The sequence below is a fragment of the Mycobacterium senriense genome, assembly GCF_019668465.1.
Taxonomy (GTDB): Bacteria; Actinomycetota; Actinomycetes; order Mycobacteriales; family Mycobacteriaceae; genus Mycobacterium; species Mycobacterium senriense.
Genome location: NZ_AP024828.1, coordinates 4,122,757 through 4,137,826 on the forward strand (window position 1 = coordinate 4,122,757; position 15,070 = coordinate 4,137,826).

The window sequence follows — 15,070 nt, forward strand, 5'->3', positions numbered from 1 at the left end:
CTCTCGATTCGGCGATCTACACGTCTCGACCTTCGCTGCCCCCCGGGTAAGACCCGTCTTACAGCCAAGTCCGTCCGACGGCCCGGTTGATCGCTGTCCGGACCTTTCGGGCTGCACTTTGAAGCGGTCCTGTAGACACGAATGAGTCCACTCGTCCCCAGCTTGTCCATACCTCGTCCGTCGGCTTGCTACCCACCAGGACCCGGTCTCCATCGGTTGGAATCGGAGAATCGCGGAACCACACGCTCCGTTCACGCTCGTCAGTAACGCTCTCGCTATCGGACAATATGAACTGCAGTTTCGTGTCGGTGAGCTCGTTGAAAGAATCTGCTTCGGGGCCGGATATGCCTACGAGTGACACAAGCTCATTCATGCGGTCGTGAAGCAGATCCGCGTGGTTCACCAGGATTTCTCTGGATTCCTCGAAGCTTTGCGGGGCTGCAACCCCCGAGAGCGCCGGTGGGGTCAGAAGCCTGTCAAGGTACCGACGCCAGATCTGCACGGCTACAAAAAGCGGTCCCTGGCCGTCGGTAAGGGGAAAGGACCAGCCCGACATGCTGTTTCCGCCGTCCGGACCAGAGTCTTCCCACCAGCCCTCAAAGGACCCATCGACAGTGACCACCCGGCGTCCCGCACTGTCCACCCAGTAGGCGACCCTCGGTCTCGGCTCCGAGGCGGGAAGGAACTCGTCGACGTAGCGTTGCGTCTCTTCGTGCCAACGTTCCTCAGGTACCCGCCCCTCAATGGGTGCAACGTTGACCGCTGTCATTGGAAGGTCGCGCGAAAGCAACTCTGCCAGTGACGAATCAACGCCCGAAAGCTGGGCCAGGAATCTACATCGAGAGCGATCCTGCTCGCCGAGGTGGTCGGGAAGGCTCGCCATCGAATTGCTCACTGCCGCAGCGGCTAGATAGTCGGCAAATGAATCGTGAACGGATCTGACACTGTCATTCTGAGCTACTTTCACGAGCCCCGTCTCGGAGCCAAACTCTCGGAGCGCGGGGCCAGAGACTGAATAGCCTTCATCTTCAAGCTCTTTGGCCACATCTTTCAGCAGCTTGCCCCACGCGAAGGTGTTGCAGTAGCGCCGCTCTTCATCGAGGAGCTTGTTATAAGCCATTCCAAGGCCTATCTCGTAGACACTGGCGTCGGCGTAACCGCAATCGTCTGCGATTGATCGAATCACCGTTTCGAAGACTCGGGCGGGATTGGCTGCATCCCCTTGCAGAAGGATCGCTCGCACACCCAAGAGCAACATCAGGGGATTCTTGGCGACGCCTTGCAACTTGTGATACGCCTCTCGCGCAAGTCCGAGTGCGACTTCCGATTCGCACTTGTAATAGATCTCCACAAGTCGCTGACGCTCGTCCTCGGAGAGGGGCATGACGACAAGATCAGTCGAAGGTGTGTTGCGGTTCAGAACAGAGCGCATCGTTGTTGTCTCACGCCCTGCCAAAACCAGTGTTGCTCTGGGGTTTGCGCCTAGAAATTGACGGAGTTCCTTTTCGAGTTCTTCCCTCTCGGCATGCGGTACCTCGGATACGCCGTCGATGGCAATGATCACCTCGGGATCGGCGAGCGCTGAGGTCCCTACCGCTGGGTGAGCCCCGATGTACCCATGGAGATTTATACCGCCGGCAATCAATGCTGACAGACGGCCAGGTATGTAATCCTCAGCGTGAGCAACAATCACAGTCCTTCCGACCTGCGCAGCACGACGCTGGGCAGCGAGGAGCACCGTCGACTTTCCGCTGCCCGACTCGCCGCCCAAGAGGCATACACCGCGTGAGTCAATCCAATCCTCAAGAAACTTGGGATCCGCGCCCTGCGTCGGGGCACCGCCTGTAGAAAGGGGGTCGATTCTGCACCGGAGGACAACGGACTGCTCGGCCATTTGAACCAACACGGACGCGTGGAACTCCGCCTTGAGATCATCACCCCAGGACTTCGACGGTATGTGTTCCTGAGGCGTGGAAAGAAGCTGTAAGACCTCTTCTCGTTTGATGACGCGTTCGTCCGGGTCGCCTCGTCCGCTCCGGTCAGTTACGGCGTTCAACAACTCAAGCACTACCCAGCGGCCGCGCTCCTCGGCTTCAGCTTCGCCAGTGACGTTAGTTAGCAGTGACTTGGCCTGCTGTTCAGCCCTGGCGATCAACACAGGGTATGGCGCATCGTCGACGGCGATAGACGCACGACGCATCGGCTCCGTATCGACTGCCCGCTTAGCCTTTTCTGATATCAGGCTGGTTATGGCGTGCATGTCGCCGCTAGCCGCCTTTTGCAGGGCATCACGGACGTTTCGTCCAGTTGGCCCCAATCTGCCATCCGTGACGAAGTGGTACCTCGCGGCGGGATGCTGCTGCGCGAGATCTGACCAGTCCGCGAGTTCGTCGATGAGCTCCTGTTGGCCCCAAGTGTCTTTGTCGTTGCGCCGCTTAAATTGAAAGCCTTCGATCAATTCGTCTGAGACAGACCAGACTTCTGCATCGATGACGTCGTTCTCAGCCTCAACTCGAATTCTGTCCAAACTCAGGTCTTGCGCCAGCCCAAGTGCGAGTTGAATAGCCTGTGCATGCTGGTACGCAAACCCGCCAGCAGCGTCGACACCGCTCATTGGTTGGAGGACGTCTCCTCTAGGTCATTCCCGCGAAGCCCCAACTGTAACGAGGTTGGCTCTCACAGAAGCGGACCGACACGGACGTGCTCTCCTGTTGTATTAAGACGCAGCCGTGGTCAGCCCGTGCCGGATAGTCTTTCGAAGTGCCCTCGCCTCAGGTAGAGCCCGAGCGGCCAAGTGAGTGGCGGGCTCGTCATGCGCTAGAGCGAATTCTTGGCCAACCGTTAGAACGTGTACCGCCAAGCAGCGGCGCGACACCTGACTATCGGAGCGCTAGCCCAGAACGCGTCTTCGAAGTAAAGGAGCTGACGACGGAAGAGATGCGGCGCTTGAATAGCCGTGTCGAATCGGACAACAAGACATGCCACCCCATCGATGGACTAACGAGGACGTGGATGGTCTTGTTCAGCGCGATGAACCTCTCCGAGGACCTGGCGGCGAAGGCAGCCGGAGTTCCCAGCTTCAATCCGCCCGGCGGCGCGAGGTTGTTGAAGCGCTTGGGGAAGGTGCTCAAGGAGCTAGAGAGCCAGGAAATCTACGACACTAACTACGGTGCACTTTGGTCCCCGGCCAACGAGAATCTGCGGGCTCGGCTCTCTGGCCTGATTGGTCGGGGGTGGGCCAGTGTCGACAACTCCGGCGCATGGGGGCCCGGCGTGATCTTGCTGGGCGTGTCTTCGGAACGTTCGGCGATTGGCAATCCCGATATCTTTGCTTCCGAGGTCCAAGACTGGCTAAGCAGTGAATACAGCGCGAAGCTCCGAAGATCGTTCACCAGCGAAGACGGCGAGCGTCACGGGGTTCTAGTAGCCGATGATTTTGCTGTATCCGAGTCCAGCGTCGCGAAAGAGTTGGGACACCGATTCAAACCGACGCGTCCAATACGGTTACCTCGGGAGTTAGACGTTCTCTGGATCATCGTCGCTAGCGTCGTACTCCGATTCGACGCGACCGGCTGGGAGGTCTGGGACTATCCCCGGCTTGACGCGCATTGAAATGCCACTACCGTCCTCTAGAGGGTCGCGGTACTGCTGTAGGCAGGTCATCGGGGCAGATTCGGTAGACTGAGGTGCGGTTTCAATGGAGCGGAGGCGCATATCCTGCCGGGCGCTCCAGATCGTGCCCATCTGCTTTTGGCGCAACCTCAGTTAGGCGAACAGACCGACTTTCGCACCCTCTTCAAATGCTGGCACCACGAGCCCGACTGTATTCAGTGCATACTGCCGGTCGGGCTCACGGCAGTCACACGCGTGCCGGCATCGACCGCCACACGTCCCACCTGGCTCTCGCCCAATCCGGCCAAGGTCCACTGCGGCGGCGGAGGGCAATCAGCAAAAGAAAGAAAATCCGTTACACCTGATGTCAGAGCAGGTTTGATATCTGTGTAGCTAAGAAATTGTGTCCGAGGGGGGACTTGAACCCCCACGCCCATTAGTAGGGCACTAGCACCTCAAGCTAGCGCGTCTGCCATTCCGCCACTCGGACAAGGCCAAACCAGCATGGGTTGGCAGCTAAGGCTATCGGATCGCGCGTCGCGAACCCAATCCAGCTCCTCGCGACGTCTCGATGATCGGCATCGAGCCGTCCGGTCCGGGCAGTGGTAGGAAAGGTGGTTGTGACCATTCAGAGCGGGGCGACCGAGGTGCCGGCCAACTGGAGCGACGACGTGGTCGAGGTAGTCAGCAAGTTGATCCGGTTCGACACCACCAACACCGGCGAACCGGAGACCACCAAGGGCGAGGCCGACTGCGCGCAGTGGATCGCCGAGCAGCTCGCCGAGGTCGGCTACGCGCCGCAGTATGTCGAATCCGGCGCCCCGGGTCGCGGCAATGTGTTCGTCCGCCTGCCGGGCGCCGACAGGTCGCGCGGCGCGTTGCTGATGCACGGGCATCTCGACGTGGTGCCGGCCGAGCCGACGGAGTGGAGCGTGCACCCGTTCTCCGGCGCGATCAAAGACGGCTTCGTCTGGGGCCGCGGCGCGATCGACATGAAGGACATGGTCGGCATGATGATCGTGGTGGCCCGCCAGTTGAAGCGCGCGGGCATCGTGCCGCCGCGCGACCTGGTTTTCGCGTTCATCGCCGACGAAGAACACGGCGGGACCTACGGAGCCCGGTGGCTCGTCGATCACCGGCCGGAGCTTTTCACCGGGGTCACCGAGGCGATCGGTGAGGTGGGCGGATTTTCACTGACGGTGCCGTGCAAGGACGGGGGAGAACGTCGGCTCTACCTGATCGAGACGGCGGAGAAGGGGCTGTCCTGGATGAAGCTCACCGCCCGCGGCCCGGCCGGACACGGGTCGATGGTGCACGACCGGAACGCCGTCACCGCCGTCGCCGAGGCCGTCGCCCGCCTGGGCCGCCACGAGTTTCCGCTCGTGCTGACCGACACCGTCGCGCAGTTCCTGGCCGCCGTCAGCGAGGAGACCGGGCTCACCTTCGACACCGAATCGGGGGACCTGCGTGGGGTTATCGAAAAGCTGGGCCCGATGGCCCGCATGCTCAAGGCGGTGCTGCACGACACCGCGAACCCCACCATGCTCAAGGCCGGTTATAAGGCCAACGTCGTGCCGGCCATCGCCGAGGCGGTGGTGGACTGCCGGATCCTGCCGGGGCGCAAGGAGGCGTTCGAGGCCGAGATCGACCAGCTGCTCGGGCCGGACGTGACGCGCGAGTGGATCAAGGACTTCTCGTCGTATGAGACGAGTTTCGACGGCGACCTGGTCGATGCCATGAACGAGGCGGTGCTGGCGCACGACCCGGGCGCGCGCACCGTGCCGTATATGCTTTCCGGTGGTACCGACGCGAAGTCGTTCGCGCGCTTGGGTATTCGCTGTTTCGGATTCAGTCCGCTGCGGTTGCCGCCGGACCTGGATTTCACCGCGCTGTTCCACGGTGTCGATGAGCGGGTACCCATCGATGCGCTACGGTTCGGCACCGACGTGCTGGCCCACTTCCTGACCCACTGCTAGACGACAAACGCAAGCCGATCACACGAGAGGACCGCCATGAGCACTGCTCCTGACCCGTACGCATCGTTGCCGAAGCTGCCGACCTTCACGCTGACCTCGCAATCGGTTACCGATGGCCAGCCGCTGGCCAAGCCACAAGTCAGCGGAATCATGGGTGCGGGCGGTGAAGACGTCAGCCCTCAGCTGAGCTGGTCGGGATTCCCGGACGAGACGCGCAGCTTCGCCGTCACCGTCTACGACCCCGACGCCCCGACGGCCTCCGGGTTCTGGCACTGGGCTGTGGCCAACCTGCCGGCCGACGTCACCGAGCTGCCCGCGGGCGCCGGCGATGGCAGCAATCTGCCCGGGGATGCGCTGACGCTCGTGAACGACGCGGGGCAGCGTCGCTACATCGGGGCTGCGCCGCCGGCGGGTCACGGCCCACACCGGTACTACATCGCCGTGCACGCCGTGGACACCGAGAAGCTGGATCTTCCCGAGGACGCCAGCCCGGCCTTCCTTGGATTCAACCTGTTCCAGCACGCCATCGCGCGGGCGGTCATCCACGCCACCTACGAGCAGAAGTAGGGCGGGGGCCTAGGCGGCCTGAAAATAAGTCCCGCCCCGGGCCCCGAAATCACTTGCGCCACTTTGGTCCCGGTGCTCTCATCATGGCGAGTTTTGTCGGTGGACGGCAGTAGCATTCGAACATGCGTTCGGTTACTCGCGAGGAGCTTCAGCACGACGTTGACGCATTGCGCGCCGTCGTCTCTCGCTTCCGTGGACACTCGTATGATGCGCTGACCAACCCGGAGCGGTTGCAGATGCTGGAGATACTCGAATGCGAGGGGCGCCGGCTTCAAACGCCAAGCCATCAGCTCATCAATCAGCTTGGCGAGCAAGGGGATTCCGCGGAGTTGGGCGGCAAGCTGTCCTGGGTGTTGGCGGACCGGCTGCACATCAGCCGGGCCGAGGCCGGCCGCCGGATCGCCGAGGCCGCCGATCTGGGCCCGCGCCGGGCGCTTACCGGTGAGTCATTGGCGCCGGTGCTACCCGCCACGGCGTCGGCCCAGCGCGACGGCACCATCGGCGCCGACCACGTCGCGGTGATCCGGCGGCTTTTCCGCCAGCTGCCCGAGTCCGTCGACCTGGAGACCTGTGTGCACGCCGAAAAGCACCTGGCGGCCAAGGCTACTCAGTTTCGCCCCGATCAGCTCGCGAAGCTGGCCCGCCGCCTGATGGAATGCCTCAATCCCGACGGCAGCTACAGCGACGAGGACCGGGCTCGGCGGCGTGGGCTGGTGCTCGGCAGTCAGCAGGCCGACGGCATGTCGCGCCTGAGTGGATGGCTGACACCCGAAGCCAGAGCCAGCTGGGAGGCGGTGCTGGCCAAGCTCGCCGCCCCCGGCATGTGCAACCCCGACGATGACACGCCGGTCGTGGACGGCGCCCCTTCGGAAGAGGCGGTGCAGCGCGACACCCGCACCCCGGGTCAGCGCAACCACGACGGGCTCAACGCCGCGCTGCGAGCGATGCTGGCCAGCGGAGACTTAGGTCAGCACAAGGGATTACCGGCCAGCATCGTCGTAACCACCACGCTCACAGAGCTTGAAGCCGCTGCCGGGAAGGGATTGACCGGCGGCGGCACCATCCTGCCGATGTCGGACGTCATCCGCCTGGCCCGGCATGCCCACCATTACCTGGCGATCTTCGACAAGGGCAAGGCGTTGGCGCTGTACCACACCAAGCGCCTCGCCTCGCTCGGTCAACGAATTGTCTTGTACGCCAAGGACCGTGGGTGTACGCATCCTGGTTGCGACGTGTCCGGCTATTACTGCGAGATCCATCACGTCGAAGATTGGGCCAGGACGTACCGCACCGACATCGACCAACTCGCGATGGCCTGCGGACCCCACCACCGGCTTCTCGAGAAGGGCTGGACCACCCGAAAACGCGCCAACGGCGATACCGAATGGATACCGCCGCCGCACCTCGATCGCGGGCAACCCCGCACCAACACCTTCCACCACCCCGAGGATCTGCTGCGTGAGGAAGAAGACGGCGCGGCCTGAGCTACTCCGGTGTGCGGGCCGCCGAGCCGACAGCGTCACCGAGCGAAGCAAAGCCGCCGTCATGCAGCCGCTGCGCGATGCCCTGGTGAATCTGCTTGGCCCACAGGCCTCCTCCGTAGATGAAGCCCGTATAGCCCTGCAGCAGCGATGCGCCCGCGGTGATCCGCTCCCACGCGTCGTCCGCGGTCTCGATGCCCCCGACGCTGATCAGCACCAGGCGGTCGCCGACACGGCCGTACAGTCTGCGCAGCACCTCGACGGCGCGGCGCGCCACCGGCGGACCGGAGATGCCACCCGGCCCCAGCTCGTCGACCCCCGGTGTGTGCAGGCCCTGTCGCGACACGGTGGTGTTGGTGGCGACGATGCCGGCCAGCCCCAGTTCGACTGCAAGGTCCGCGATCTCGTCCACGTCGGGATCGGAAAGGTCCGGTGCGATCTTCACCAGCACCGGTGTGGACGTCTCGGCGAGCACGGCCGACAGGATGGGCCGCAGCGACTCGACCGCCTGCAGATCACGCAGCCCGGGCGTGTTCGGCGAGCTGACATTGACCACCAGGTAGGACGCCAGCGGGCCGACCAGCCGCGCGCTCGCCCGGTAGTCGTCGACGGCCTCCTCGGCCGGCGTCACCTTCGTTTTGCCGATGTTGACCCCGATCGGCACGTCGGGCCGCTGCCGCGAGAGCCGCATCGCGAGCGCGCCGGCACCGAGATTGTTGAAGCCCATCCGATTCAGCAACGCCCGGTCGGCCGGCAGCCGGAACATGCGCGGGGTGGGATTGCCGGGTTGCGGGTTGGCGGTGACCGTCCCAACCTCGGCGTGCCCGAAGCCCAGCGCGCCCCAGGTGAGCAGGCCGAGGCCGTCCTTGTCGAAGCCGGCAGCCAGCCCCAGCGGGCCGGGGAAGCGCACCCCGAACACCGTGCTGGCCAGCGCCGGATCCGTCGGAGCCAGGAGCCGGTGCAGCATCCGCCGCGTCCACCCGATCGCGGTGACACCACGCAGCAAGGCGAACACCAGCGTGTGGATCCGCTCCGGCGGGATTACGAAAAACAGTTGGCGCAGCAGGCCGTACATCCGGTGTCCGCCTTGGCGTGGCTGGGCGGGCGTCACAGTTCCGGCTGGTCGGGCCGTCGCCCCTCGGATCCGGCACTGTCCGAACGAGATTTCTTGCGGCGCAACAGCACTCGTCTGCTGCCGTCGGTGTAGAGCCGCACCCTGGTCAACTCCCAGCCGCGGTATTCGGCCTCGATCGACAACCGGGTGGACGCGCTGATCCTGGTCACTTCCGGTGGCAGGCGCAACGGCGCCCATTCGTATTCGTCGGACATCTCGGTGTCCCAGCCCGCGGGTAGGCGGCTGCGCCGCGCGGCGGTCAACGCGTACCCGCCGCGTGCTCGATGACCTGAACTCCCGCACCGGAACCCGACACCACATACAAGGTGTCTGACGCTTCGTCGAAGGCCAGTGAATTCGGTTGCTGCACGGTCGGGTAACGCACCTTTTCGACGGGAATTCCGGTTGATAGATCGTAACCAATGACGATATTGGAAACGGTCTGCGAAACCCAGGCTAACGCGCGGGAGGCGGCCAGGCCGTACGGCGCCTGCGGAACCGGGTAGGCCTGACGCAGGATCAGCGGGTCCACGCCGTACACCAGCAGCTGGCCGCCGCGGGTATCGGCCACCAACACCCGGCCCGCCGGATCGGCGGCCATCGTGGTGGCGCCCCGGCCCGCGCGCAGCGCCTGCTGGGCATGGCCGTCCGCGTCGATCGTCGTCACCGACGTCTGCCCACGGTCCAGCACCACTGTCGTATTGCCTTGTGTGGCAAGCGAATCGACGCGGGCGAATATCTTGTTCCGGCTGGTGGCGGTCGCAGTGGTGCCGGTGCCCGGCGCCTGGGAGGCCGGTGTTGGAGAAGCAAAGGTGTAGACGGCGCCGTCGGCGCTGCCCAGCACCAGCCTGCCGTCGGCACGCTGTGCCACCGCAGTGAATTCGGTCTGGATGGCGTCGGCGACGGCTACTTGGGTCACTCGACCGGTGGACAGCTCGACCGTGAGGTATCCGCCGCGGGCGGCCAAGTAGGCGGTTCCGTGGCCGTCGTCTACCAACGCGGTCGCCGGTCCCGGCAGCTCCACGACCCGCGGCGGGGCCTGCGGATCGCCGAACACGGTGATGCTGGCGGGCGCGGCCGGGTCGTCGCCCGGCGTCAGGACCGCCAGCTGATGGGTGCCGCCGTCGAAGACCGCCGCCGCGGCGCGAGCGGCCAGCGGCCGCACCGCCCCGGCCGGCTGCTGCGACGCCGGCGGTGACACGGCGGCGCGCGCCGGTTCGATGGTGCGAGGCGCCGTGTCGAGCGGATTCGACGAACATCCGGCTACCGCGCTCAGCAAAACCGCGAGCCCCAATGCACGGCCTTGAACTGCCAGCTTGTGGCGGAGATGCCGTGACAGCAATTCTTTTCCCTCGTGGTTCGGCGGTGGAACACAAATTCTAAGGAACGCTTTCGCATCCAACAGGGCCATGCTGCCTGCGTCCCTGTCCATCGGCGAGGTATGGTCGGCTCATGGCCGTCACCGCTGACCGTCATTTGGCGCAGAATGAGTTTGCTGTCGAGGACATGTCGACAGGCATTTCCGCTAGCGGGTACGGACAAGTCGGTGATGGGCGAAGTTTTTCGTTCCACATCGAGAACCGATCCCTTGTCGTCGAGGTTTACCGGCCGCGCCTGGCGGGGCCCGTTCCGCAGGCCGATGAGGTGGTCGCCAGGGCGGTCCGCAGCCTGGTCGACCTCGACCTCACCGACGAGCGCAGCCTGAGCGCTGCGGTGCGCGACTCCGTGGCGCACGCGGAGCCGGTTTCGCGGTAGTGGCGATCGCAAGCGCGGCCGTGGCGATCGCAAGCGCGGCGTAGCCGGGCGAAGCGGGTCGCCACTACAGGCCAAGCCGGGCGAAGCGGTCGCCACCATTGGCGCTAGTCCTGCCCGGACCCGTCCACCGGGTACCGTCGTGGTCGATATGACCGTCATCCTGTTACGGCACGGCCGCTCGAGTTCGAACACGGCGGGCGTACTCGCCGGTCGCTCCGAGGGCGTCGACCTCGATGACAAGGGCCGTGAACAGGCGGACGGCCTGATCGATCGGATTGGTGATCTGCCGATCCGGGAGCTGGTCAGTTCGCCGCTGCTGCGCTGCCGTCGCACCCTCGACCCGTTGGCCGACGCGCTATGCCTGACGCCGCTCGTCGACGATCGACTCGCCGAAGTCGACTACGGCGAGTGGACGGGCCGTAAGCTCGGCGATTTGGTCAGCGAGCCGCTGTGGAAGGTCGTTCAGGCGCATCCCAGCGCGGCGGTGTTCCCCGGCGGCGAGGGCCTCGCTCAGGTGCAGGCGCGGGCCGTGTTCGCCGTGCGCGAGCACGACCGCCGGCTGGCCGCCGACCACGGCGGCGATGTGCTGTGGGTCGCTTGCACTCACGGTGATGTCATCAAGGCGGTCATCGCCGACGCGTACGGCATCCACCTGGACGGGTTCCAGCGGGTCACCGCCGATCCGGCTTCGGTGAGCGTGATCCGCTACACCGAGCTGCGCCCGTTTGTGTTGCATGTCAACCACACCGGCGCGCGGCTGTCCGCCGCCCTGCGGGCCGGGCCCCCGGCAAAGGAAGACGCGAAGCCCGAAACCGACCCCAAGTCCAACGGAGAGCCCCAGGAATCGGCCGCCGCGGTACCGTCCAGCGACGCGGTGGTCGGCGGTTCCACGGATTAATTCGGCGGCTACCTCCATCGGATCGCACGGCGGTGGCAACAGCCGGTATTTTGGGAAGTGCCATGGCCCGCGCAATTCACGTCTTCCGCACACCCGACCGCTTCGTGGCCGGGACCGTCGGTCAGCCCGGAAACCGCACGTTCTACATCCAGGCTGTGCACGACGCCCGAGTGGTGTCGGTGATTTTGGAAAAACAGCAGGTGGCGGTGCTCTCCGAACGCATCGGTGCGCTGCTGCTCGAGGTGAACCGCAGGTTCGGCACGCCCGTCCCACCGGAGCCCGCCGAGATCGAGGATCTCGATCCGTTGGTCACTCCCGTGGACGCCGAGTTCCGGGTCGGAACCATGGGCCTGGGTTGGGATTCGGAGGCCCAGACGGTGGTGGTCGAGTTGCTGGCGGTCACCGACGCCGAGTTCGACGCGTCGGTGGTGCTCGACGACACCGAAGAGGGTCCCGACGCGGTGCGGGTGTTCCTGACGCCGGAGTCGGCCCGCCAATTCGCCACCCGCTCCAATCGCGTCATCTCCGCGGGACGTCCACCGTGTCCGTTGTGCGACGAACCGCTGGACCCAGAGGGCCATATCTGTGCACGCGCCAACGGATATCGGCGCAGTGCGCTGCTCGGGCCTGACGATGACCCCGAGGTCTGACGACCGTGAGGTGTTGCGCGACGGCGAGCTGACGGTCATCGGACGGATCCGCTCAGCCAGCAACGGCACCTTCCTCTGCGAATCCACGCTCGGCGAGACCAGCGTGCACTGCGTCTACAAGCCGGTCGCCGGGGAGGCCCCGCTGTGGGATTTTCCGGACGGGACGCTGGCCGGCCGCGAACGGGCCGCGTATCTGGTCTCCGCGAAGTTGGGCTGGAACATCGTGCCCTACACGATCATTCGGCACGGGCCGGCGGGCCCGGGCATGCTGCAGCGGTGGGTGCAGCAACCCGGCGACGCGGTCGACAGCGAGCCGCGGCCGGGGCCGGATCTGGTCGACCTGTTTCCCGCCGGCACCAGGCAGCCGGGCTACCTGCCGGTGCTGCGCGCCCTCGACTACGCCGGCGACGAGGTCGTCCTGATGCACGCCGACGACATTCGCCTGTGGCGGATGGCGGTGTTCGACGTGCTGGTCAACAACGCCGACCGCAAGGGCGGGCACGTGCTGCGCGACCTCGACGGCCACATCTTCGGGGTCGACCACGGCGTGTGCCTGCACGTCGAGGACAAACTGCGCACGGTGCTGTGGGGATGGGCCGGCAAGCCGATCGACGATCACACGTGCAAGGCCGTGGCCGGCTTGGTAGACGCGCTGGACGATCAGTTCGGCGACGAGCTGGCCGAGCACATCACCCGGGCCGAGATCGCCGCGCTGCGCCTGCGCGCGCACACGCTGCTGGACAACCCGGTGATGCCCGGACCCAACCGGCATCGCCCCATCCCGTGGCCGGCTTTTTAGCGGTGATCGCAAGGGCGGCGCCGCCTTCGGTGAAGGCCGCGGTATGCCGTCGGCGATACTGAAGCGGTGAGCCCCGCCGCCGACGAGATAACCGATGCCGCCCTGGCCGCCGATCTCGCCGCCGATGCGGGGGAGTTGCTGCTGAAGGTCCGCGACGAAGTCGGCTTCGGATATCCGTGGGCGCTGGGCGACGCGGGCGACAGCCTGGCGAACGCGCTGATACTGCGGCGCCTGCACGAGCAACGGCCCGACGACGCGGTGCTCAGCGAGGAGGCGTACGACGACCTGTCCCGCCTCAAACACGACCGGGTGTGGATCATCGACCCGCTGGACGGCACGCGCGAGTTCTCCACGCCCGGCCGCGACGACTGGGCGGTGCACATCGCGCTGTGGCAGCGCCCCACCGGCGGCTCCAGCAACGGCCAGCGCGAAATCACCGACGCGGCGGTGTCGTTGCCGGCCCGCGGGAACATCGTGTACCGCAGCGACACCGTGACCGCCGCCGCCGCGCGCGTCGGCGTCACCGACACCATCCGCATCGCCGTCAGCGCGACCCGTCCTCCCGCGGTGCTGCACCGGATGCGCCAGACGCTGCCCATCCAGCCCGTCGCGATCGGCTCGGCGGGCGCGAAGGCGATGGCCATCATCGACGGGCACGTCGACGCCTACGTGCACGCGGGCGGCCAGTGGGAGTGGGATTCGGCGGCCCCGGCCGGGGTGGTGATGGCCGCGGGGATGCATGCGTCGCGGCTCGACGGATCGCCGATGCGCTACAACCAACTCGACCCGTATCTGCCCGACTTCGTGATGTGCCGCGCCGAGCTGGCGCCGATCCTGCTGGGTGCCATCCGCGGCGGGTAATGCCGAACGGCCGCTACCGCCCCAACCGGCGCCGCCAGTCTTTCGCCTGTGAGGGCGGGCGATTCAGACTTGCTTCGCCGGCGCGCCTAGGCTGATTGCCATGCAGTCGTGGTCTTCCCCACAGGTCCCGGTGTTGTCGGGACGCGGTCCGGAGCTTCGGTTGTATGACACGTCTGACCGGCAGGTGCGTCCCGTGGCGGCCGGCTCGACCGCCACGATGTATGTCTGCGGCATCACCCCGTACGACGCCACCCATCTGGGCCACGCGGCGACATATCTGGCATTCGATCTGATCTACCGGCAGTGGCTGGATCTCGGCCACGACGTCCACTACGTACAGAACGTCACCGACGTCGATGATCCGCTGCTGGAGCGCGCCGAGCGGGACGGCATCGACTGGCGCGACCTGGCCGAGCGAGAGGTGTCGCTGTACCGCGAAGACATGGCGGCGCTGCGCATTTTGGCGCCCCGCGAATACGTCGGGGCGACCGAGGCGGTCGCCGAGGTCGTCGAACTCGTCGAGAAGATGCTGGCCTCCGGCGCGGCCTACGTCGTCGAGGGCGAGCACCCCGACATCTACTACCGCGCCGACGCGACTCCGCAGTTCGGCTACGAGTCCGGCTATGACCGCGACACCATGCTGCGTCTGTTCGCGGAGCGCGGCGGCGACCCGGAACGGCCGGGCAAGACCGACCAACTCGATGCCCTGCTCTGGCGGGCCGCGCGGCCGGGGGAGCCCAGCTGGCCCTCAGCGTTCGGCGCCGGCCGCCCGGGCTGGCACGTCGAGTGCGCGGCGATCGCGCTCAGCCGCATCGGCAGCGGCCTGGACATCCAGGGCGGCGGCAGCGATCTGATCTTCCCGCACCACGAATTCACCGCCGCGCATGCCGAATGTGTGCGCGGCGAGCGGAGATTCGCGCGCCACTACGTGCACGCCGGGATGATCGGCTGGGACGGGCACAAGATGTCCAAGAGCCGCGGCAACCTGGTGCTGGTGTCGCAGCTGCGCGCCCGGGGCGTCGAGCCGGCGGCGATCCGGCTGGGGCTGCTGGCCGGGCACTACCGCGGTGACCGGTACTGGAGCGATCAGGTGCTCGACGAGGCCATCGCACGGCTGCAGCGTTGGCGCAGCGCGGCCGCGCTGCCGGCCGGTCCGGACGCCGCCGACGTGATCGCGCGACTGCGTCAATACCTGGCCGATGACCTGAATACTCCCAAAGCCCTTGCCGCGCTTGATGGCTGGGCCACCGATGCGCTGGAATACGGTGGCCACGACGCCGAGGCGCCCAAGTTGGTGGCGACCGCCGTCGATGCGCTACTGGGCGTGGCCCTCTAGCCGACGCGGCGGCATGCCGTC

General features: G+C 65.9%; 14 protein-coding genes and 1 tRNA gene. 10 read left to right on the top strand and 5 right to left on the bottom strand.

All coding sequences use genetic code 11. The features are described from left to right. Positions 1-58: 58 nt before the first annotated feature. Positions 59-2,614, bottom strand: a complete 2,556-nt coding sequence (locus MTY59_RS19525) for an NACHT domain-containing protein (RefSeq protein WP_221042606.1) — start codon at positions 2,612-2,614, stop codon at positions 59-61. A 398-nt stretch (positions 2,615-3,012) separates the two neighbouring features. Between MTY59_RS19525 and MTY59_RS19530 the strand changes: the two genes are divergently transcribed. Continuing rightward, on the top strand, positions 3,013-3,612 hold the full coding sequence (locus MTY59_RS19530; protein ID WP_221042607.1) for a hypothetical protein: 600 nt from the start codon (positions 3,013-3,015) through the stop codon (positions 3,610-3,612). 404 nt (positions 3,613-4,016) lie between these two features. On the opposite strand, the gene MTY59_RS19535 is transcribed toward MTY59_RS19530, so the two are convergent. Next, positions 4,017-4,102: transfer RNA gene (locus MTY59_RS19535), tRNA-Leu, on the bottom strand. Positions 4,103-4,232: 130 nt separating this feature from the next. Here MTY59_RS19535 and MTY59_RS19540 point away from each other — a divergent pair. From MTY59_RS19540 to MTY59_RS19550, 3 genes are all read left to right on the top strand, one after another. Further along, complete coding sequence (locus tag MTY59_RS19540) at positions 4,233-5,588, top strand: M20/M25/M40 family metallo-hydrolase (RefSeq protein ID WP_221042608.1); 1,356 nt, start codon at positions 4,233-4,235, stop codon at positions 5,586-5,588. Positions 5,589-5,624: 36 nt separating this feature from the next. Then, positions 5,625-6,155: a YbhB/YbcL family Raf kinase inhibitor-like protein gene (locus MTY59_RS19545; protein WP_066873491.1), complete on the top strand. Its 531-nt coding sequence runs from the start codon at positions 5,625-5,627 to the stop codon at positions 6,153-6,155. Between the two features lie 122 nt (positions 6,156-6,277). Then, positions 6,278-7,639, top strand: a complete 1,362-nt coding sequence (locus MTY59_RS19550; RefSeq protein ID WP_221042609.1) for an HNH endonuclease signature motif containing protein — start codon at positions 6,278-6,280, stop codon at positions 7,637-7,639. Between the two features lies 1 nt (position 7,640). Here the strand turns inward: MTY59_RS19550 and MTY59_RS19555 are convergent, their stop codons facing one another. From MTY59_RS19555 to MTY59_RS19565, 3 genes are read right to left on the bottom strand one after another with little or no spacing between them, the layout of a single operon-like run. Then, positions 7,641-8,711, bottom strand: a complete 1,071-nt coding sequence (locus tag MTY59_RS19555) for a quinone-dependent dihydroorotate dehydrogenase (RefSeq protein ID WP_221042610.1) — start codon at positions 8,709-8,711, stop codon at positions 7,641-7,643. Positions 8,712-8,743: 32 nt separating this feature from the next. Beyond that, complete coding sequence (locus MTY59_RS19560) at positions 8,744-9,013, bottom strand: DUF5703 family protein (protein WP_221042611.1); 270 nt, start codon at positions 9,011-9,013, stop codon at positions 8,744-8,746. Continuing rightward, positions 9,010-10,092, bottom strand: a complete 1,083-nt coding sequence (locus MTY59_RS19565) for a YncE family protein (protein WP_221046537.1) — start codon at positions 10,090-10,092, stop codon at positions 9,010-9,012. The genes MTY59_RS19560 and MTY59_RS19565 overlap by 4 nt, the downstream gene beginning before the upstream one ends. Before the next feature lie 110 nt (positions 10,093-10,202). Between MTY59_RS19565 and MTY59_RS19570 the strand changes: the two genes are divergently transcribed. The 6 genes from MTY59_RS19570 to mshC all read left to right on the top strand — a co-directional run bounded on the left by MTY59_RS19570 (position 10,203) and on the right by mshC (position 15,049). Next, positions 10,203-10,505 carry a PIN domain-containing protein gene (locus MTY59_RS19570; RefSeq protein WP_221042612.1) on the top strand — a complete coding sequence of 101 codons (303 nt, stop codon included), beginning with the start codon at positions 10,203-10,205 and terminating at the stop codon, positions 10,503-10,505. 148 nt (positions 10,506-10,653) lie between these two features. Beyond that, complete coding sequence (locus tag MTY59_RS19575; RefSeq protein WP_221042613.1) at positions 10,654-11,403, top strand: histidine phosphatase family protein; 750 nt, start codon at positions 10,654-10,656, stop codon at positions 11,401-11,403. A gap of 62 nt (positions 11,404-11,465) precedes the next feature. After that, positions 11,466-12,053 (top strand): DUF3090 domain-containing protein, encoded by a 588-nt coding sequence (locus MTY59_RS19580; protein WP_007770786.1) that lies wholly within the window; start codon positions 11,466-11,468, stop codon positions 12,051-12,053. Beyond that, positions 12,037-12,852, top strand: coding sequence for an SCO1664 family protein (locus tag MTY59_RS19585; RefSeq protein ID WP_347881594.1), 816 nt, complete (start codon positions 12,037-12,039; stop codon positions 12,850-12,852). The genes MTY59_RS19580 and MTY59_RS19585 overlap by 17 nt, the downstream gene beginning before the upstream one ends. Before the next feature lie 66 nt (positions 12,853-12,918). After that, a complete protein-coding gene (locus tag MTY59_RS19590) occupies positions 12,919-13,713 on the top strand; it encodes a 3'(2'),5'-bisphosphate nucleotidase CysQ (RefSeq protein ID WP_221042614.1) in 795 nt (264 codons plus the stop codon). A 100-nt stretch (positions 13,714-13,813) separates the two neighbouring features. Then, the gene (gene mshC / locus MTY59_RS19595; protein WP_221042615.1) at positions 13,814-15,049 is read left to right on the top strand and encodes a cysteine--1-D-myo-inosityl 2-amino-2-deoxy-alpha-D-glucopyranoside ligase; all 1,236 of its coding nucleotides are present in this window, start codon (positions 13,814-13,816) and stop codon (positions 15,047-15,049) included. The last annotated feature ends 21 nt before the right edge of the window (positions 15,050-15,070 follow it).